22 protein-coding genes are annotated in these 20,453 nt (G+C 39.2%); 16 read left to right on the plus strand and 6 right to left on the minus strand.

Going from position 1 to position 20,453, the window contains the following annotated elements:
* Positions 1-173: 173 nt before the first annotated feature.
* The 7 genes from A1QC_RS15560 (at position 174) to A1QC_RS13535 (ending at position 6,424) form a co-directional block, all read left to right on the plus strand.
* Positions 174-335 (plus strand): hypothetical protein, encoded by a 162-nt coding sequence (locus tag A1QC_RS15560; RefSeq protein WP_017025295.1) that lies wholly within the window; start codon positions 174-176, stop codon positions 333-335.
* Entirely contained in the window at positions 328-1,173 is an 846-nt protein-coding gene (locus A1QC_RS13510; protein WP_017025296.1) for an HAD-IIB family hydrolase, read from the plus strand. Before A1QC_RS15560 ends, A1QC_RS13510 begins: the two co-directional genes overlap by 8 nt.
* Before the next feature lie 114 nt (positions 1,174-1,287).
* Positions 1,288-2,574, plus strand: a complete 1,287-nt coding sequence (locus tag A1QC_RS13515) for a glycosyl transferase (RefSeq protein ID WP_017025297.1) — start codon at positions 1,288-1,290, stop codon at positions 2,572-2,574.
* Complete coding sequence (locus A1QC_RS13520; protein ID WP_017025298.1) at positions 2,571-4,379, plus strand: alpha-amylase family glycosyl hydrolase; 1,809 nt, start codon at positions 2,571-2,573, stop codon at positions 4,377-4,379. The genes A1QC_RS13515 and A1QC_RS13520 overlap by 4 nt, the downstream gene beginning before the upstream one ends.
* Positions 4,380-4,524: 145 nt before the next feature.
* The gene (gene mog / locus A1QC_RS13525; protein WP_017025299.1) at positions 4,525-5,058 is read left to right on the plus strand and encodes a molybdopterin adenylyltransferase; all 534 of its coding nucleotides are present in this window, start codon (positions 4,525-4,527) and stop codon (positions 5,056-5,058) included.
* Positions 5,059-5,423: 365 nt separating this feature from the next.
* Complete coding sequence (locus A1QC_RS13530) at positions 5,424-5,795, plus strand: hypothetical protein (protein WP_017025300.1); 372 nt, start codon at positions 5,424-5,426, stop codon at positions 5,793-5,795.
* A gap of 122 nt (positions 5,796-5,917) precedes the next feature.
* Entirely contained in the window at positions 5,918-6,424 is a 507-nt protein-coding gene (locus A1QC_RS13535; protein WP_017025301.1) for a GNAT family N-acetyltransferase, read from the plus strand.
* A 75-nt stretch (positions 6,425-6,499) separates the two neighbouring features.
* On the opposite strand, the gene A1QC_RS13540 is transcribed toward A1QC_RS13535, so the two are convergent.
* The 3 genes from A1QC_RS13540 to A1QC_RS13550 form a co-directional block, all read right to left on the minus strand.
* On the minus strand, positions 6,500-7,045 hold the full coding sequence (locus A1QC_RS13540; protein ID WP_017025302.1) for a nucleotidyltransferase family protein: 546 nt from the start codon (positions 7,043-7,045) through the stop codon (positions 6,500-6,502).
* Positions 7,046-7,171: 126 nt separating this feature from the next.
* The gene (locus A1QC_RS13545; RefSeq protein ID WP_017025303.1) at positions 7,172-7,648 is read right to left on the minus strand and encodes a DUF3069 domain-containing protein; all 477 of its coding nucleotides are present in this window, start codon (positions 7,646-7,648) and stop codon (positions 7,172-7,174) included.
* A gap of 74 nt (positions 7,649-7,722) precedes the next feature.
* Entirely contained in the window at positions 7,723-9,174 is a 1,452-nt protein-coding gene (locus tag A1QC_RS13550) for a protein adenylyltransferase SelO (protein WP_017025304.1), read from the minus strand.
* 189 nt (positions 9,175-9,363) lie between these two features.
* Here A1QC_RS13550 and A1QC_RS13555 point away from each other — a divergent pair, with 189 nt between their 5' ends.
* The 8 genes from A1QC_RS13555 (at position 9,364) to A1QC_RS15395 (ending at position 17,399) form a co-directional block, all read left to right on the plus strand.
* Positions 9,364-10,341: a Solitary outer membrane autotransporter beta-barrel domain gene (locus tag A1QC_RS13555; protein WP_017025305.1), complete on the plus strand. Its 978-nt coding sequence runs from the start codon at positions 9,364-9,366 to the stop codon at positions 10,339-10,341.
* Positions 10,342-10,548: 207 nt separating this feature from the next.
* A complete protein-coding gene (locus A1QC_RS13560) occupies positions 10,549-10,821 on the plus strand; it encodes an HlyU family transcriptional regulator (RefSeq protein WP_017025306.1) in 273 nt (90 codons plus the stop codon).
* 238 nt (positions 10,822-11,059) lie between these two features.
* A complete protein-coding gene (pntA, locus tag A1QC_RS13565) occupies positions 11,060-12,613 on the plus strand; it encodes a Re/Si-specific NAD(P)(+) transhydrogenase subunit alpha (protein WP_017025307.1) in 1,554 nt (517 codons plus the stop codon).
* 9 nt (positions 12,614-12,622) lie between these two features.
* A complete protein-coding gene (pntB, locus tag A1QC_RS13570; protein WP_017025308.1) occupies positions 12,623-14,002 on the plus strand; it encodes a Re/Si-specific NAD(P)(+) transhydrogenase subunit beta in 1,380 nt (459 codons plus the stop codon).
* Between the two features lie 278 nt (positions 14,003-14,280).
* The gene (gene vxrA / locus A1QC_RS13575) at positions 14,281-15,726 is read left to right on the plus strand and encodes a sensor histidine kinase VxrA (protein ID WP_017025309.1); all 1,446 of its coding nucleotides are present in this window, start codon (positions 14,281-14,283) and stop codon (positions 15,724-15,726) included.
* Positions 15,701-16,357, plus strand: a complete 657-nt coding sequence (vxrB, locus tag A1QC_RS13580) for a response regulator transcription factor VxrB (protein WP_017025310.1) — start codon at positions 15,701-15,703, stop codon at positions 16,355-16,357. The genes vxrA and vxrB overlap by 26 nt, the downstream gene beginning before the upstream one ends.
* 1 nt (position 16,358) lies before the next feature.
* Positions 16,359-17,228, plus strand: coding sequence for a DUF2861 family protein (locus tag A1QC_RS13585; RefSeq protein WP_017025311.1), 870 nt, complete (start codon positions 16,359-16,361; stop codon positions 17,226-17,228).
* 12 nt (positions 17,229-17,240) lie between these two features.
* Complete coding sequence (locus A1QC_RS15395) at positions 17,241-17,399, plus strand: YoaH family protein (protein ID WP_017025312.1); 159 nt, start codon at positions 17,241-17,243, stop codon at positions 17,397-17,399.
* 77 nt (positions 17,400-17,476) lie between these two features.
* Here the strand turns inward: A1QC_RS15395 and A1QC_RS15565 are convergent, their stop codons facing one another.
* Positions 17,477-17,653 (minus strand): hypothetical protein, encoded by a 177-nt coding sequence (locus tag A1QC_RS15565; protein ID WP_017025313.1) that lies wholly within the window; start codon positions 17,651-17,653, stop codon positions 17,477-17,479.
* A 102-nt stretch (positions 17,654-17,755) separates the two neighbouring features.
* Positions 17,756-18,619 (minus strand): HTH-type transcriptional regulator HdfR, encoded by an 864-nt coding sequence (hdfR, locus tag A1QC_RS13590; protein WP_017025314.1) that lies wholly within the window; start codon positions 18,617-18,619, stop codon positions 17,756-17,758.
* 173 nt (positions 18,620-18,792) lie between these two features.
* Between hdfR and maoP the strand changes: the two genes are divergently transcribed.
* Positions 18,793-19,140, plus strand: a complete 348-nt coding sequence (maoP, locus tag A1QC_RS13595; protein WP_017025315.1) for a DUF413 domain-containing protein — start codon at positions 18,793-18,795, stop codon at positions 19,138-19,140.
* Positions 19,141-19,518: 378 nt separating this feature from the next.
* On the opposite strand, the gene A1QC_RS13600 is transcribed toward maoP, so the two are convergent.
* On the minus strand, positions 19,519-20,277 hold the full coding sequence (locus tag A1QC_RS13600) for a DsbA family protein (RefSeq protein ID WP_017025316.1): 759 nt from the start codon (positions 20,275-20,277) through the stop codon (positions 19,519-19,521).
* Positions 20,278-20,453: the final 176 nt, after the last annotated feature.

Here is a 20,453-nt window from a genome sequence, read left to right on the forward strand (position 1 = left end):
AAGATTTTAAACGGCATCAATGTTAATAAAGGGCCTTGGATGAATAGTATTTCTTCAAGGCTTTTTTGATCCTTTCTTAAACATAAAACCAAAATTATTCATTCCTATGGCACGTTTCTTGATTGATCTATTTTAGAGAAAGCGAATTGTTCAATGCACAAGGAGTGTGAATTATGTGGTTATCTTTAATTTTCAGCTTGTTAGAAGAAAGACCAGAAACGAAAACGACCATTTTTAGCACTAGTCCATATGGTATGCCTATCGTTTTGCACCATATTGATGCAAGTGACAATGTAAAACCCACGATTAACCAGAGTTTCCATTTTGATGCTTAACCGCAACCAACTTCCGATTATTTTTACCGATTTGGATGGCACCTTGCTTGATCATGATGATTACAGCGCAAAACCGGTGGAAGGCTTGCTAAAAGAATTAAAGCAAGCCCAGATTGATGTGATTCCAAACACCAGTAAAACGTTTGCTGAGCTTATCGAACTGAGAACAAAGCTGGGATTAACCTGTTCATTTGTGATTGAAAATGGTGCGGCGGTCTATTTCCCTATGTCGTCATTTCCAGAGCAGCCGCGAGATTGTGTTGCTAAGGGTGAGTATTGGGTGAAGTACTTTTCTTTACCACGTCCACATTGGCAAGCGTTGTTAGAAAAAGCCTCTTTAGATTTTAATGGGCTATTTCGTGCGTTTTATCAAATGACGACAAGCGAGTTGTGCAAGCTTACTGGCTTAACCTATGACAATGCGATGAAAGCCAATCAACGTGAATGTGGTGAACCTGTTTACTGGCTCGGTGATGATGTTCAAAAAGTCGCATTTATTCAACATTTAGAAAAACAAGGCGCACAAGTATTACAAGGCGGTCGCTTTTTACATATTTCAGATCACAACGATAAAGGCCAAGCCATGTTGTGGCTACTTGAACAATATCAAATAGATATGCCGAATCAATCGATGGTTAGCATCGCGTTAGGAGATAGCCAAAATGATGTGGCGATGTTAGAACGTGCTGGTATCGCCGTTAGAATCGCATCAAAACATCACGACAAACCAATCTTGGAACGTACTGAAGGCGTTATCGATAGCCAAGCATTTGGCCCTAGAGGTTGGGATCAAGAAATACGAGCACTACTTTCTAATCACCTATTACACTCCAGTTAGCGTATTGAAATTAATAGCTAATCACGAAGAACTCAGACCCAAGGAAAACAAAAATAGAATAAATAAAAGCATAACAGCAGGGATTAAACCTAAACATGAACGGCAGGAGGCAACATGGCGGATTTTTATCAAAATGGAATAGTGACCACCTTACATAACTTATCGGAGAGGCCGATTGAAGAACTCGAAGCTGAACTGGTGAGTTTTTCAAAAGAACGTCCAATGGCTTTGATCTTACCTTCCTTATTCTCTGAGTTAGAAGGGGAAGCCTTACCCAATATCGTAAAAAACCTCAAAGAAGTGCCTTATCTTTCACAAATTGTTATTGGCTTAGACCGAGCTGATTTAAAACAATATAAACATGCTTTGTCCTTTTTTAACGAACTGCCGCAGCATCACCGAGTGTTATGGAATGATGGCCCACGTTTACAAGCATTAGATAAAGAATTAGCCGAACTTGGTTTAGCACCTAAAGAGCTTGGGAAGGGCCGTAATGTCTGGTATTGCATGGGTTATGTATTAGCGACAGGTAAAGCAGAATCGGTAGCCTTACATGATTGTGACATTGTCACTTATGAACGTGATTTATTGGCTCGCTTAATCTACCCAGTGGCCAATCCACGCTTTAATTACGAATTTTGTAAGGGCTATTATGCTCGTGTTGCCAATGGAAAAATGAACGGTCGGGTTGCTCGGTTATTAGTGACGCCTTTACTCAAAGCACTAAAACGAGTGACCGATCAAACTGCTTATTTAGATTATATGGATAGCTTTAAATACTCTTTGGCAGGTGAGTTTTCGTTCCGTCGTGATGTGCTAAACGATATCCGTATCCCTAGTGATTGGGGGCTTGAAATCGGTGTCTTATCTGAAATGCAGCGTAACTATGCCAGTAACCGTTTATGCCAAGTCGATATCGCCAAAACCTACGATCATAAACACCAAGATTTATCTTTAGATAACACTGATGGCGGTTTATCTAAAATGTCGATAGATATTACAAAATCACTATTTCGTAAACTGGCCACGCAAGGGGAAACCTTTAATACCGAACGTTTTCGATCATTAAAAGCCACCTATTATCGTATCGCTCTCGACTTTGTTGAAGCCTACCATAACGATGCTTTAATGAATGGTTTATCGCTTGATGTTCATATGGAAGAAAAAGCCGTTGAAATGTTCGCCCAAAACATTATGACAGCAGGGCAAAGCTTTTTAGATAACCCGATGGAAACTCCTTTCATTCCAAGTTGGAACCGAGTGGTGAGCGCCATGCCAGATGTGATGGAGCGCTTAGTTGAAGCCGTAGAGTTAGATAATGAAGAGTTTAATCAGCACACGATTCAAAAAGCTAACATAAACAGCGAACTGAAAGGTGAAAAGCAAGGAGTGGCTTTATGACAGTAGATAATACCATCAAAAAAACGCCAATACTCAAGGTACAGGCAGCCAATGCACACACCTTACTTGCGGAAAAAATACAGCATCATTTAGCTGTGATCTACGAAAGCATTGAGTTACCACAAACGATAGAAAGCTTAACCGATGAACTATTTGCCATCATGCGACTAGATGATGCGAATGTGAGTGAGGGTACACTCAAAAACTCACCAGAATTATGGTCGGAAAAAGACACGATCTTAATTACTTATGGCGACAGCCTTCACAACGATGATGAACCGCCATTAAGTACTTTGCATCAATTTATGCACAAATACTGTTACCCAACCATTAATAGCGTGCATATTCTACCTTTCTTCCCATACAGCTCTGATGATGGTTTCTCGGTGATTGATTACTCAAGTGTTAATGAATCACTGGGTTCTTGGAAAGATGTTGAGGCGATTTCGAGCGAGTTTAATTTGATGTCAGATCTCGTCATTAATCATTGTTCAGCGCGAAGTGCATGGTTTGAAAACTTTAAAAAATCTGAAGGAATAGGCTGCGATTATTTTTATACCGCCTCACCAGAAGATGATCTTACCGGTGTTGTTAGACCAAGAACATCCGACTTACTTAAAGAAGTTGAAACACCTGAAGGTATGAAATATGTGTGGTGTACCTTTAGCCCTGATCAAGTTGATTTTGACTTCCGTAACCCTGCAGTTTTAAAAGCCTTTGTCGAAATTATTCGCCAATATCTCGACCACGGTATAAAGATCTTTCGTTTAGATGCCGTTGCCTTCTTGTGGAAGCAAATTGGCACTAGCTGCATCAATTTAGAACAAACCCATGAAGCGATTCGCTTATTAAGAAGCTTAATAGAACAAGCAGAACCTCAAGCCGTTATTATCACGGAAACCAACATTCCCAACCATGAAAACTTAACTTACTTTGGTAATGGGAATGAAGCACATGCTATCTACAACTTTTCACTACCGCCGTTATTACTCAACACATTGGTGACCGGAAGTTGTGATCACCTAAAACGTTGGTTAATGGGCATGCCACCAGCACAACGAGGCACAACGTATTTTAACTTTATTGCTTCCCACGACGGTATTGGCTTACGCCCAGCAGAAGGGCTTTTAAGCGATAAAGAAATTAATAACTTGCTCAATACCATGCAATTATTTGGTGGTCGTGTGTCATGGCGTACTGGTGAAAATGGAGAACAAAAGCCTTATGAAATTAATATCGCTCTATTTGATGCCTTGCAAGGTACCAATCAAGGGCAAGATAAATATGGCACCGAACGTTTTATTTGCGCACATGCGATTATGCTCGGGCTAGAAGGTATTCCGGGAATTTACATTCATAGTTTGTTAGCCACCAGTAATGATTATGAAAAGGTAGAAAATACCAATCAAAACCGTTCGATTAACCGTCACCGTTGGGATTATACGGCATTGACCGAAGCGTTAGACCAAAAGCATACCCAAAATAGTCAAGTGCTGAACCGAATGTTGGCCTTAATTAACCTTCGTACCAATCAACCGGCTTTTAATCCTAATGCCACGCAGTTTACTTTGCATTTAGGTGGGCAATTATTTGGCTATTGGCGTCAAAGTGTTGATAGACAGCAAAGTATCTTTTGTGTCAGTAACGTAAGTTTAGAAGCACAAAATTTGAATTTGGCAGACATGAATTTGATCACCACGGATAATTGGAAAGATATTATTTCAGGCAATGTAATCGATAGCCAAACTCATAATATTACTTTGCAACCATATCAAACCGTTTGGATCACAAATCTCTATGAATAATGGGGAAGTTGCAGCAAGGTAGTTTCTATTTTAATGCGCAGAATCAAAGCCTAGCTATGTTCATTTAACCCATGAAACGGTATCTTAACCAATATGATATAAGCAAAAATATGTTGTTGAATTAAGCAATGGTTAGGAGTTAGGAATGAGCAAAGCAAAAATCGGTATTGTGACGGTAAGTGATCGTGCAAGTAAAGGGATCTATGACGATCTTTCAGGTCAAGCCATCATCGACACGTTAAACCAATACTTAACGTCAGAGTGGGAGCCGGTTTACCAAATCATTCCTGATGAACAAGATCAAATTGAAGCCATGCTAATCAAAATGGTTGATGAAGAAGGGTGCAGCTTAGTCGTCACCACTGGCGGTACAGGCCCTGCAAAACGCGATGTGACACCTGAAGCCACTGAAGCAGTATGCGATCGCATGATGCCGGGTTTTGGTGAGTTAATGCGCGCCGAATCGCTCAAGTTTGTACCTACCGCGATCTTATCTCGCCAAACCGCAGGCTTACGTGGCAGCAGCTTGATTGTGAATTTGCCGGGTAAGCCGAAATCGATCCGTGAATGTTTAGACGCAGTATTCCCAGCCATTCCTTACTGCATCGATTTAATGGAAGGTCCATTCTTAGAGTGCGATGAAAGCGTGATCAAGCCGTTTAGGCCGAAGGCGAAGTAAGCCTTTCTATTAAAACCTACTCTCACCTCAATGGAACTCACGTGAAAGCGAGATCCCGCATCTTCTTCGCTTAGGCTCATGTGCGGGATGACGTTGCGTTGTTATTCAACCTGTTGATTATCATAAGTAATAGTCCATTCGATACATCGACATTCCGGAAACGAAGCACAAGTTATCTGGAATCTCTCACACCAATAAAACTCACGTGAAAGCTCATCACTGTAACAATTGGCGCGTTACATCCATTTCTTGTTTTCTCCATCACATCAAATCTTCACAATGCTTTTAAAAATGGATAGTTGAAGTATTTTATGGTGATCATGTATTAAAAATATCTATTTTTTGATAAAAAAAGGAGTATTTCAATGTTAGATAAAGTTAAAGGTATTGTTGAAAAGAATGATTTAGAACATGAGTTGTTTGGAAACCTTCTTACTATTAAATATGGAAGAATAGGGGCAAGAGTCAAAATCAAATATGATTATGCTTCTAACTCATATGTTTGTAACTGTGGGGAATACGGTTTGGTGTTTTCTAGTCTAATTTTCTTTGCTTTAGGATTTCATACGATGCATCAAACTAATCTAAGTTGGGTGTGGGGTTCGGGTTATGTTGCGGGTTTAATGTTTGGTGGAGCCATCTTAAACCTGTTTATAATCGTGCTTGCCCATATGCAAATATTGGACTTGAAAGTGCAGCTTAGAGAAATTGGTGTTTATCTAAAAAACGGTTCATAGCAAGCTGCTCTAAAGGGATTTATTTAATGTGGCATTTACTATGCGTAAGCTTTAGCGGTTAAGGTAATATGCGGGAGCATGGGTATTGAGTGCCTCACACATTAATGAAACGGAGTTTTTACATGAAAGTAGTATGTGAAACAGACAGGTTGATTATTCGACAGTTTGAGCTGCACGATACTGAGTTTATTATTCGGTTATTAAATGAAGAGTCATTTATCCGCTACATATCAGATAAAAACATTCGTACTCAAGATGATGCGGTTTGCTATCTTAAGGATGGGCCGATGGCGAGTTATGACCAATATGGTTTTGGCTTAAATTTAGTGTATTTAAAAAATGACAATATTCCAATTGGTATGTGTGGAGTTCTGAAAAGAAACGAACTTGAATTCCCCGATTTAGGTTATGCATTTCTAGCTGAGTTTGTTGGTAAAGGCTTTGCCAGTGAAGCGGCTGAAAAGACATTAAAAGTGACGATGGAAAATCATTCACTCGATACTGTTTATGCTGTAACGCTTCCGGATAACTCAAGATCTAATAAGCTGTTAAAAAGTATCAACTTCCGCTTCAAAGAAAGAATAGAACTGTATGGATTGCAAAATAACCTGTATGAGTATCGAGGTTAAATGACCGAGATGAGCAAATGATGAAGATTTTGATGGAAGGCTAATGTGTAAAAGCGAATAAGTTAAAATTTCAAGCTAAACACTGTGATTTTTTATTGTTAACAATGGCCATGTTACTAACCAATTTTTTGATGCGATACGTTGTTCAAAGGTTGCTCTTTGCCTTTTAGGATTGTGCGTTATTGTATTTGCAAATAAACACTCAAACCCAAATGCAGAAAGGCATTCGTATTGATTGTTGGCGATTTGACGAATGGCGACGGCTGTTTCTTTTTCTGGCCAGTAACGCATAGCATCTAGTGTGTTTAAATAGGGTTGGTCATCATTGCGAATGTGCATTAAAGCTTGGTTACGTACTTGCCAATTTACTTCTGGCATCCTTGTGTGCAGTTTGGCTTCAAGCTTGAGGGATAGTTCAGGATCGGTTTTCTCAGAATCGAAATAGATAACATCGACATCATTTAAGGGAGTAGGGCTGTTTTTTTGATGAGTATGATCCCAGACTAAATTTCTCACAAAGCCTGCGGCAATATAACATTGTGGTAGGTGAAGAGAATAAACACAGTTTAATGCCTTTACTCTTAATGGATCTTGTTTAATCAGCGATATGACTCTTTCCATAGCCGTGTGTGGTTATATCCCTTTCAATGATTTAGGCAGGGTTGATAAAACGCCGACAAATTCGCCGGCGTTTTTATACTCTCACGAAATAAGCTTAATACTTAATCGCTACTTACTTGGTATGACTTATTTCGCTTCCGCAAAGATTTCCATAAAGTCACGTTTTAAAATAGGGTCACGACGCGCTTTTTTAAGCTGTTTCACCATATCTTTTACGCAGTTCTGTAAGACTTTATCTAATAAGCTTGCACGATAATCTGCTTGACCTGCTTCATCCATATCGGCTGGCATATTCAGTGTTTCAAACTCTTGCATAAAGTCGATAGCGGCAAAAGTTTGGCCGATTGAGATCAAAGCATGAAATTGTTCAAAGTTGTCTAAGATGTTTTGAGCACTGGCAGGCAGTTCATCCCACACATCACGAACCGGTTCTTCTGAAACTTCATGTATTGAGGTCACCATCGGAATCGCTTGTTCAGGGACTTGTTCAAATTCAATCAAGTGACGTAACTCTGGAGAGTATGTGCTTAAATCAACACTTTCTAGAGCATTGTTTTCTGTATCGATTTCTTCCACTGAAACGGGTTCTTGTTGTTCTGACATAAGGAAACCTCAATTTATCCTGTACACAAATGAGCGTGTACTTCTATTCGTCTTTGCCATTATGTATAAGCTGGTTAGGAAGAGCAACTGATCTCAAGCTCTTCTGCCCAAGAAGGCGGCAGATTTGAATAATGATCATACTTTGGTTGCTCATCATACGGGTTTTGGAGCAAATTGAAGAGAGTATTCACTTCTGAATAGTCGCCATCTTCCGCTTTATCAATGGCAATTTGTGCTAAGTGATTTCTTAAAATGTATTTAGGGTTCACTTTTCGCATCGCTTCGCAACGTTCATCAGCGCAGGTGTGTTCTAGAGTTAATCGCTGTTGATAGTCATTTAACCATTGCTGTGCACTTTCTCTGTCTATAAATAAATCGATAATAGTTTGTTCATCTTGCTTATCTAGCATGGAAAGTTGGCGGAAGAAGCGGGTGTAATCGACTTTGTTTTTTGCCATTAAACGAAACAACTCTCCGAATAATTCACTGTCTTGGGGTTGCTTTCTGAGTAAGCCGGTTTTGTCTCGCATCAATCGGCTGTATTCTTGATTAACTTCGTCTTCATACAACCCTAAAGTGACATCGAGATCGTCACGTTCGATGAAAGGAGATAAGGCATGCGCCAATGCAGTTAAATTCCATAACCCAATATTAGGTTGATTGGAGAAAGAATAGCGCCCTTGGTAATCTGAATGGTTGCAAATGAAGTTTGGGTTATACGAATCTAAAAAGCCAAAAGGACCAAAATCAAATGTTTGGCCAAGGATAGACATGTTATCGGTATTTAATACGCCATGAGCAAAACCGAAAGCATTCCATTTGGCAATCAGTTGCGCGGTGGATAATACAACGCTTTTCAGAAACGCTACATAGGGCTTCGCGTGCTGTTGGCATTCTGGAAAATAGTGATTGATCGTGTATTCGATCAATTCTTGAAGCTTCTCGTGTTGGCCGGTATAGAAGAAATGCTCAAAGTGACCAAATCGGATATGACTATGAGCCAAGCGGATACAAATCGCCCCTGTTTCTGTCTTTTCTCGATAGACCAGAGTATTGCTATTGATTAATCCGAGTGCGCGGCTCGTTGGGATACCTAAATGAAATAACGCTTCAGAGCATAAATACTCACGAATACTGGAACGTAATACGGCCCGACCATCACCTTGGCGAGAAAACGGAGTGAGCCCTGCGCCTTTTACATGAATGTCGTACGTTTGGTTGTCCTTGGATTCAATTTCTGCCAGTAATAATCCACGTCCATCCCCGAGTTCAGGGTTGTATTGGCCAAATTGATGTCCGGCATATTTCATGGCAATAGGATTGAACTCTGGTGGTAATTCAATGCCCGAGAAAGCATTAAGGATTTCTGAATTCGGTTGTTCAGGTAAATTTAAGCTGTCAGCAAAATCACTATTCCAATGAACCCAGTGAGGGTTTTCTAAAGGCATAGGTTGAATTGAGCGATAAAATCCATCACTTAACTGGTGAAAATGTTGGCTAAGTTTCACTTTGGACCAAACAGACATGAATAAGGCCTTTTGAAAGTATTTACGATGCCATAACAGTAGCATGAATTCAGAGGGTTAAATACGGACGGTTAAAGAGGGTTTACAGATCAAACTTTAACCATTTAACTGCGCTTTTGAATGATAGGGTATAGGCAGAGGTGATGAACTTGTATAACATCATAAGCCTTGTCAATTTAGGGATGATGAATGACATTTTTAACGACAACCATTGCCGTTATGTTGAGCTGGGCAATTTGCACACTTCAGGCTAAGGCTGAAAATAGTATTCAATCACGAGCGGAACAAAGTTTTGCTGCCTCTGTTATTTTGTCTGACAGTGATGTGATTACTTTTGGTATCCAAGACTTCAACCCAAACTCAGTCACGCCTTTTGATGATGATAATTTTGGTAATGACGAATCGTTAGACTTGCGTAATCGTGTTTCGGTTACTGCTATTCCTTATTCTTTTGAACTTGAAAGTCCAAGCCCATTATTTCAACATGAGCTGGATTTTCGAGCTTCTTTTATACATTTCGATAATGAAACTCGCCTAAGCAATAGACCTGATTTACCTGCTGATTATGATACGAATAAAGTGTATGCAGGTTTTGTAGAGTACAAATTGTCTTACGATATTAGTGATACTTGGAAGTTAGTTTATGGGGTGGGTAACCACTTAATGTATTACCAAAACGACCATAAATATAACAGTGTTGAAAGTAAGCAATTTGAACCGGTATTGGATGGCAACGTCTATAACACATCAAGTTACAGCTACATTATTGAGCCTAATTTAGCCTTTGAGTATAAATTGAATAAAGATTGGGGGTATTGGAAGTACACGACCAGTTTTAACTACTTCAACGGTGTGATGTGGGGGGAGTCGAAAAATAGCGGTAACCCAAATGGTTGGTACTTAATGAATGGTGTAAAAGTCAACTATGACGTGATCAACTGGGGTGGATACATTCCATCGGTGTACGGTAGCGTTAAACGGGTCGATCTCGGGGGCGATCCTATCGATTCTTTTGGTACAGACAGCTATTATGAACTTTCAATCGGATGGTTATTAACGCCACCTATATTTCGTGATTATATTGATAATGTAGGCATTGGATTAAATATGAATTATGGCAGTGCATTGAAAGGAGGAAGCATTGTTTTCTTCTTTAATGAAGGTTAACTTAACCTAGTAGACAAGAACACATAGTGAGTATGTCTAAGATATTAGTTCTGATTTGTTAGGGTTAGATTTAACTAGTTGATTGATATTTCCTATTACTGAAAGTGGTCAATACTTGGTATTAGTAAACAGAACTTTACGTTAAGCTGAAGTCGTTCATTTCATTGGTGAATGACTTTTATTTTATGAAATTATAAGGAAGAACCAGTGGGATTTTTATCTAAACTTTTTGGTGCAAAAGAGGTTGAAGCAAAGAATGTTGAACCTGTTGAGTATAATGGTTATTTAATTTATCCCGAACCGATGGCCGAAGGGGGGCAGTTTCGTATTGCCGGCCGTATTGTTAAAGATATTCAGGGGGAAATGAAGACATATCAATTCATTCGTTCAGATGTTTTAGCGTCAGAATCTGATGCTAATGAGCTTATGATAAAAAAAGCAAAATTGTTTATAGACCAATCAGGAACGACCATTTTTTAATGAAATAATGCCTGAAAGAGTCAATGTGGTGTATTTATAAACAACATGAATATGATGCATATCAGGTATGACCTGTTTTTCATCACAATCTGTTGTTTTTTTACGTTACAAAGGTGAGAATCACCTAACTTCGAGTTATATGTCATGAAAAATTGTTTTTTTATTACATGAAACTTCCAGTTACTATCGGTTTGATAGTTAACTTCAAATTTATTGTGCCAATGTTCAAGGAATTGCTATGCAGATTGGTGTACCAAGAGAAATACTTGCGGGTGAATCGCGAGTTGCTGCCACGCCGAAAACGGTTGAGCAGCTTTTAAAACTAGGCTTTACTGTTTCAATTGAATCAGGGGCGGGGGTTCTAGCCAGTTTTGATGATACTGCATTTGAAGCAGTGGGAGCTTCTGTCGTGTCGACAGAGGATGTATGGAAATCAGACATTATTCTGAAAGTAAATGCACCTCAAATTAATGCTGAAACAGGCGTTGATGAGATCGAACTCATTCAAGATGGTGCAAGCTTAGTCAGTTTCATTTGGCCTGCTCAAAATGAAGAGCTGCTGAAGAAACTTTCTACTAAGAATATTAATGTAATGGCGATGGATTCCGTTCCTCGTATTTCGCGTGCTCAAGCCCTGGATGCATTAAGTTCTATGGCCAACATCGCGGGTTATCGTGCAGTGGTTGAAGCCGCTCATCAATTTGGTCGTTTTTTTACCGGGCAAATTACTGCCGCAGGTAAAGTTCCACCGGCTAAAGTGTTGGTAGCTGGTGCTGGTGTTGCGGGCCTTGCCGCTATCGGTGCAGCAGGTAGCTTAGGTGCTATTGTTCGTGCTTTTGACGTTCGTCCTGAAGTGAAAGAGCAAGTGCAATCGATGGGCGCAGAATTCTTAGAAGTTGATTTCAAAGAAGATACAAGCGCTGGTGATGGTTATGCAAAAGAAATGTCGGATGCTTTTAACAAGAAAGCTGAAGAACTTTACGCAGCCCAAGCAAAAGATGTTGATATCATCATTACCACGGCTTTAATACCAGGCCGCCCTGCGCCGAAATTAATCACCAAAGAAATGGTTGATAGCATGAAAGCGGGTAGCGTTATCGTTGACCTTGCAGCGGCTAACGGTGGTAACTGTGCTTATACAGAAGCGGATAAAGTTATCACGACCCCAAATGGTGTTACGGTGATTGGTTATACCGATATGGTTGGGCGTCTTCCAACACAATCTTCACAACTTTACGGTACTAACTTAGTTAACCTGCTAAAACTACTGTGCAAAGAAAAAGATGGCAATATTAACATCGATTTTGATGATGTCGTTTTGCGTGGTGTAACGGTAGTTAAAGAAGGTGAGATCACATGGCCTGCGCCAGCGATCAAAGTGTCTGCACAACCACAAGCTACCGCTAAACCTAAAGTGGCCCCAGCGCCAAAAGTGGAAGAGCCTACATCTCCTGTGAAAAAAGTGGCTGGTATGGCGATTGCAGCAGGTGCTTTTGCATGGATTGCAAGTGTTGCTCCTGCAGAATTCTTATCACACTTCACGGTGTTCGTTTTAGCCTGTGTAGTGGGTTATTACGTGGTATGGAATGTGTCGCATTCTTTGCATACGCCTTTAATGTCAGTAACGAATGCTATTTCAGGCATTATTGTTGTTGGTGCTCTATTACAGGTTGGTCAAGGAAATGGCGTGGTGTCTTTCTTGTCTTTCATCGCGATTTTAATTGCAAGCATAAATATCTTTGGTGGCTTTACTGTGACCAAACGTATGCTTGAAATGTTCCGTAAGAAGTAGGGGTAACATATGTCTGCAGGATTAGTACAAGCGGCATACATTGTTGCTGCCATTCTTTTCATCATGAGCCTTGCTGGTCTTTCTAAGCAAGATTCTGCTCGTGCTGGTAACTATTACGGTATCTCAGGTATGGCGATTGCTTTAATCGCTACTATCTTTGGCCCTGAAACGGGAGGAATCATCTGGATCATTCTTGCAATGGCAATTGGTGGTTCCATTGGTATTTTCTACGCTAAAAAAGTAGAAATGACAGAAATGCCTGAACTGGTTGCAGTGTTGCACAGTTTCGTTGGTATGGCAGCGGTTTTAGTTGGCTATAACAGTTACCTTGATCACGGCATGCTAACAGGTGTGTTATTGAATATTCACCTTGTTGAAGTGTTCTTAGGTGTGTTCATTGGTGCGGTAACCTTTAGTGGTTCTATCGTGGCATTCTGTAAGTTGCGCGGTTTAGTGTCATCTTCTGCCATGAATATTCCACATAAGCATAAGTGGAACTTGCTGGCGATTGTTGCTTCATTTGCCTTAATGATTTACTTCGTTCAAAACGATGGAAGTATGTTTGCTCTGTTAGTGATGACAGCGATAGCCTTAGTATTTGGTTATCACCTTGTATCATCTATCGGTGGGGCTGATATGCCCGTCGTTGTATCAATGCTTAACTCTTATTCAGGTTGGGCTGCAGCGGCAGCTGGCTTCATGCTCGCTAACGACTTGTTGATCGTTACTGGTGCCTTAGTTGGTTCTTCTGGTGCAATTCTGTCTTACATCATGTGTAAAGCAATGAACCGTTCGTTTATCAGTGTTATTGCTGGTGGTTTTGGTGCTGCGCCAACGTCAACATCGAGCGATGATGAAGAACAAGGTGAACACCGTGAAACGACAGCAGAAGATGTCGCTGAAATGCTGAAAGATTCAAAATCAGTGATCATCACACCAGGATACGGTATGGCAGTTGCTCAAGCTCAGTATCCAGTTTACGAGATTACTGAAAAGTTACGCGCTCAAGGTGTTGAAGTTCGTTTTGGTATTCACCCTGTTGCGGGTCGTCTACCGGGACACATGAACGTGTTGTTAGCCGAAGCAAAAGTGCCTTACGATATCGTGTTAGAGATGGATGAGATTAATGATGATTTCTCTGAGACTGACACAGTATTGGTTATTGGTGCAAACGATACGGTTAACCCAGCAGCATTAGAAGATCCAAACAGTCCAATTGCAGGTATGCCTGTATTAGAAGTTTGGAACGCGAAAAACGTGATTGTCTTTAAACGTTCTATGAGTACCGGTTATGCCGGAGTACAAAATCCATTGTTCTTTAAAGAAAATACGCAAATGCTATTTGGTGATGCGAAAGCCAGTGTTGACGCAATATCTAAAGCGCTTTAATACACTTTTGTAACCGAACAAAAACCAGTCTTCGGGCTGGTTTTTTTATGCTTGAAGTTTAATTCATATTATCTATTTTTGATACAGTGTCACTTTTTTGCTTTAGTATGATGCAAAGATCACATTATAGCTCTATGATTAAAGACACATTTGTATACATTTATGATTAAAAGTTGCTCAAACGTTAAATAATGACTTAAAAATGACATGGATGCCGATTGGCATGAATTGATATGTAGTATGATGTTGATATCTGGAACGAATATGGATTGTCACCTTTGAAGCTTTCGACCTTTTTCTTTTTATTGTCTACATTTTGGGTAGGGCAACTTCAAGCTGCTACATTGCCTGAACGAATAGATCAATTTAAAAAATCGTTTGATAATTCAAGTGCAGTTGCAATCTATGATCTTCGTGTGATTCAAACTGATTTCCCAACCAGCCTTATATCACCAGAATCGCTTTTACCTCAAACATCCAAGTACCCATTAAAAGATCTACAGTCAATTTATCGCCTTGCAACGACGTGTACTGGCAAATATCCCTTAAGCCCTGCGGTAACCGAGCCATTGGTATTTACACGTGCAATATGTAAGAAAACTGCACTGCCTATTAAGTGGTTTATACGTTCTGGCTTAATTCACCCAGGTGGTGGGACTTATGCGGCGCGTTATGCTGAACTTCATCCAAGTAAGTATAAACAGCTCGTTGCTTTCATGCACATAGAAGAAAGGCCGAAAGCGGCTGAAAATACTTTATTAGGTCGTTTGCAGTTAATGCCTTATGATTCTATTGCCGCGCTTATTGCAGGTTCGGAAACCATTATTTCAGGTAATGAATTATGGTTAAGAAGAGGAACGCAATATTATGTGTTCAGTGGGCCTGAATGGAGTAGTGCACTCAGCGATGCAGATTTAATTGCTAAACCATTATCTCAAAGTGATCATTGTTATGTTCGAAGTGGGAATGTTTGTTGGGATACGCGAAGTAATTCCGACACATTATTCTATAGCATATTAGCGCTTGGTATTGCCAATGTAATCCTTGTGTGTAGCTGGGGCTATTCTCGTTGGTTGAATAAGCGGAAGGAACTTCGCAGCCGGATGTTGGTGTTGCAAATATTAACACACGAATTGCGAACACCGATCGCAAGCTTGTCTTTAACTGTAGAAGGTTTTCGGCGAGAGTTCGAACATTTACCCGATACTGTTTACGACGAATTTAGACGTTTATGTGAAGACACAAGACGACTGAGACAATTAGCAGAAGCAAGTAAAGATTACTTGCAATCTGATACGCAAACTTTAGCGACAGAATGGATTCCGTCTGTTGAGGAGTGGCTAGAATACCGATATGTACAAGGTGAATTTTCTATTGATATTGACATCAACCAAGATTTAGCAGTAAAAGTTAATATTTATTGGCTTGGCACCTGTATTGATAACCTAGTGAGAAACGCCTGTAAATATGGCGAAGCACCTGTACTATTAAAAGCAACAACGTATTCAAAAAAATTAGTTCTTGAAGTTATTGACCAAGGACAACTTACTAGAAAGGATTGGGCAAGACTACGTAAACCATTCGTGAGTAAAAGTGGTTTAGGCTTAGGCCTTACTATCGTTGAATCGATGGTTGCACGAATGGGAGGCAAAATGAGCCTTAGTGGCCCACCAACAACTTTTAAATTGGAGATTCCCTGTGAAACAGACATTGCTACTCGTTGAAGATGACCGAAATCTAGCAGATGGCCTATTAGTCAGTTTAGAGCAAGCAGGTTATGAGTGTTTGCATGTTGAGCGAGCTGCCGATGTAGCCGCTTTATGGGATAAAGCAGACTTAGTTATATTAGATCGTCAGCTACCTGATGGTGACTCTGTTACGTTTTTGAATGATTGGAAAAACATCAAGCCAGTGCCAGTTATCTTATTGACCGCTTTAGTTTCAGTTAAAGATAAAGTTTCTGGCTTAGATGCCGGTGCGAGCGACTATTTGACTAAACCTTTTGCCGAAGCTGAATTGTTTGCTCGAATTCGCGCTCAATTACGCTCTCCAGATTCAGAGGATGATGGAAACATTGTTACTGTGGGCGAAATATCTATTGATAAAACAACACGCGAAGTAAAATTTGGTGAAGAATTCATTACTATGACTCGTACAGAGTTTGATCTATTAGTTTTTCTCGCCAGTAACTTAGGACGAGTATTTACTCGAGATGAGCTACTTGACCATGTTTGGGGTTACAATCATTTCCCAACGACACGTACAGTAGATACGCATATCCTTCAATTACGTCAAAAGATCCCAACCATAAAGATAGAAACACTGCGTGGTGTTGGCTACAAAATGAAAGCTTAATATGCCTCATCTGAAATTTAAAATTGCAGTAATTACATTGTCACTTTTAGCCGTCCCTACGTGGGCGGCCGATGATTGGTTTACAGAAAAGTCATCATTAACCAATGCTCATAAAGCTCTTTTAGAAGGGAATTTGGAGCAAAGCTTCAACTCAATGATTCAAACTTGGCAAAAAGAGCCACATGATCAACTAAAAGTCCATTTAGATAATTTACTTACTAAGGCATTAGACATAGATTGTGGTCGTTCTTTTGACAGCTCAGGTTATCCTGCGTGGTTAGATAAAGTCACGATAGAAAGACAAACTATTCAAAGCCCAGGGCGATTAAATTACCGCCTTCGAATCTTAGTGCAATCAAATAATAAACTTACCGATGTGTCTCTTACCAAATGGCCTGATATTGTTATGATTAATAATGAAGGCTTAAGTGAAGAGCAGGATAAAGAACATTGGTTATATCAAAATCGAATTGATATGAATGCACAAATAGACAGTGGCTTGTATAAAATAAAACTGAAAGATCAAAGTGGAGAAGAATGGGAAAATTGGGTTATCCTTTCTAAACCTGATAACAAGCAAACGGTTCGTTGGAATTCAAAAGACAGCTGGATCGTGGATAAAACGGCATTATTGAACCGATTTTGTCCATTACCGGTACTCGAAGTTGCCTTATATGGCAATGTAAACGGAGAGTACAAAGAGCTCTGGAAAAAAGAGTACGAAACGGACTATCCAATATCACTTTCTGATACGAACTTACCACCTAGTCGATATTTGTTAGGTGTATCTATTACCCATAAACGTTGGCAAGGTTTGATGACAATTGAAGATAAACAAATTATCAACAAAGCCTACGATATTTCTGAATGATTAAGGTTCAATATGTTTGATGATTTACCTACACTGACACATGGTGAACAGCAAGAAGCTGTTGAAGAAATTCAAAAACTAATGCAAGAAGGGATGAGTACTGGCCAAGCCATTCAAATAGTGGCACAAAAAATCCGCGCACAAAAGGCAGCAGAAAAAAAAGGAGAGTAACTTCTCTTTTTTACAGCATTACGCACTATAACTAAATATCTTGATGAAATTAAAAGGGGAGTTATGCTCCCCTAAAATTAGTATAAACGGTCTTCGAAATCCTCTGAACGTTGATTAGTTCTTTCTCTATGAGTTTTTCGTTTAGATTTACTTTTTTCGATCATTTCACCATCGTAGTCATCAAAATCACGTTTGTTCTTTTTACTGCCTGTACGAGATGTATCGTTTTTTAACCACTTATCCCAGTTGCTCATTTTCCTATCCAAACATCATTATTGTTTATGAGTCACAGTTAAGATTATGCAAATACATTGTGACAGTAAAACGAACTTTTTTTGATGTGATGATGAAAGTTATTAATCGTCGGACGGCGTTCTTAATTCTAATGATATATCACTCAATTGATTAATATACTCGACCTTTTCATTTCCTTCATTCCAACAAAGATACAATGACTGCTCCATAACGGGCGCATCTTCCACAATGAAAAGTTTTCCTGAATCAACACTTTTAGATATAACTGGCTCAGGAAGATAAGCCATTCCTGTATTTGCCATTAAATATTTTAGAATCACATTACTTGATGAAGCATGCACTATCGGTGTTTTTTGTAACTCACCAATGCGAGCATGTTCAATAGAAAAACGAGTGCTCCAATCCAAATAAGCTAATGGAATAGAGGGTAGTTGTGAAAATTTTGTATCTGGAACTGTTGAAACCAATTTAAACTCAAAATTAGCAACTTGTTTTAAATTGAATCCTTCAACTTTAGGTGGATCGCCCAGGAGCGCCATATCGATACTTTTTTCAAGAAGCGCCCGGACAATATCTTGACGGCTAACCGATTCCATCCGAAAAGCAATTTTAGGTAAGACTTTATGGCTATCATTAATCCAATCCGAAATACCACTTAGTTCCCAAACACTCGATGAAGCACCTATGGAGATCTGCTCCATATAATTTTCACTGAGTAAAACATCCTGGCGAGCGCGGCCCCATGTCTGCAATATGGATTCTGCATAGGGAAGAAGACGTTCTCCAGCTGGGGTTAAATGAACATTACCACGCTGACGAGAGAATAGGGGACTACCTAACTGCGATTCTAGTTGCCTAATACGAAAGCTGACTGCTGACTGGGTTAGATATAGACTTTCTGCTGCACGACCAAAATGGCGAGTCTTGCCGACTTCTAAAAATGTGCGTAATAGCTCAGTATCCAATTTACACCTCAAAGCATTAAATAAATGGTTAAGTTCTTAATCAACTAAGATGACAAGAATAACCTAAAATGATAAAAAATTTTTATTAAATTGAATAAAATTTTTTGTTGTACAGAAACGTAATAAAGACCTATTTTCGGACGAGTCTAAGTACCATTGTAAAAGAGTAGAAAATGAGAAATTTAGGAAAGTTTTTTGATAATAAACATTTTGCCCGAGGCTTCAGTCGCTCAGGTGAATTCACTATTAACGAAGCTAACATCCTTGAAAACTTCGGTCGAACCATGCAAGGTTTGTATGAAGGAAACCTTACACCAGAAGATTCAGATGAGCATGAGTTTATCTCTGCCTTTCAAGAAGAAAGGAACTCAGTTAACAATCATTATGCCAATTGTTGGAAAAAATACCTAAACAAGACTCAAAGAAAGAGAAGCTACACATTATGTAGCACAGTCAAACCAACAGGTTCATCTTATGACGATGATAGTTCAGACAGTGATGATCTGATTATGGAAGACTAAAATTTATCAAATTTAAGAACCCGCCTAGATAGCGGGTTTTTTTATACCTGTATAACGCTATCACAGTACAATTAACTGGATTATTGTACCAATAATTGATTTTAAAGTAAAAAAACACAAAGGATGCATTAGTAAGGTGATCGAACACCACTGATATAAAACTTACGCACAGCTTAGTCACATTTTGTAATTAAGCTACAATCATGAAAACTCGAACTGTAAGCCTCTCTGTTATTTTATTACAACTTTTAAGTTCTAAATTGTTCTGGCTATAAGCCGTTAATAACAACAAATACAAGGTTACAGTGTGACTTTTGTGGATAAAAAAACGCAGCCATAGAGATGACTGCGTTTTTGTTCTTTTATTTTCTATAGCACTTATTTAGTCAGTATTTTCAGTGCATTAGTTAAAGTAGGAACATCAGCACCATTGATAATATATGTATTATCAACAGTAGCACCATTTGTTGGCATAACAACTAATGCTGGTGTCCCTTTAAATCCAAGCTGAGAAAATAGCTGTAGGTTTTTTTGGTAGTTTTCTGTAGGTTTGAATTTCTTTATATCAATCCCTGCAGATGTAGCTGTAGAATCCACCACATCTTTTGTTAACTTACCTTCATTTAAACCACTTGCGTAGATGCCGTTATGGTATTGATTATAAGCATTCGATCCTTTTTGAGCAAAGACCTCAAGCCCCATTTGTGCGGCATATTTGGATGGCTCCCAACGACTCCCAAAGATAGGGGTTTCTTTAAAGATAAATCTTACATTAGGATATTCTTTTTGAAGTTTTTCAATAGTTGGTGAGATTTTGAAGCAATAAACACATTGGTAATCAAAAAATTCGATTACATTAACCTTTGCCGTTTTCGGGCCGGTAAATGGTGTTGTTTTATCATTTAATAGTGCATCTTGATTTGCAAGAACTGCACTTTTTTGAACATTAGCTTGCTGGTCGAGTTGTTGTTGTTGTAATTTCTGACTCGCTTTAATCAAAAACTCTGGGTTATCTACCAAGTATTGCGCCGCAATTTCACCAATTTTAGCTTCTTGCTCTGGAGTGAATGTTGTATCCGCTGCAAATGCACTATGCGCACCTAAAGTCAGCGCAAGGGGTAAAATTAGCTTTTTCATAGATTTCCTATTAACGATGGTTTTTAAAAAAAGAATTATTTAAGTCTGTAAGAGTGATACAAATATATTTAGTTCCATTAACTTATCAGACAATGTCTAATCTGTGTAACTAGTACTAATGCATGATCATAAAATCCAACATAAACTCAAGATACTATGGGTATGTGAGTTTATTT

It is taken from the genome of Vibrio rumoiensis 1S-45 (assembly GCF_000286955.2).
GTDB classification, from domain to species: Bacteria; Pseudomonadota; Gammaproteobacteria; order Enterobacterales; family Vibrionaceae; genus Vibrio; species Vibrio rumoiensis_A.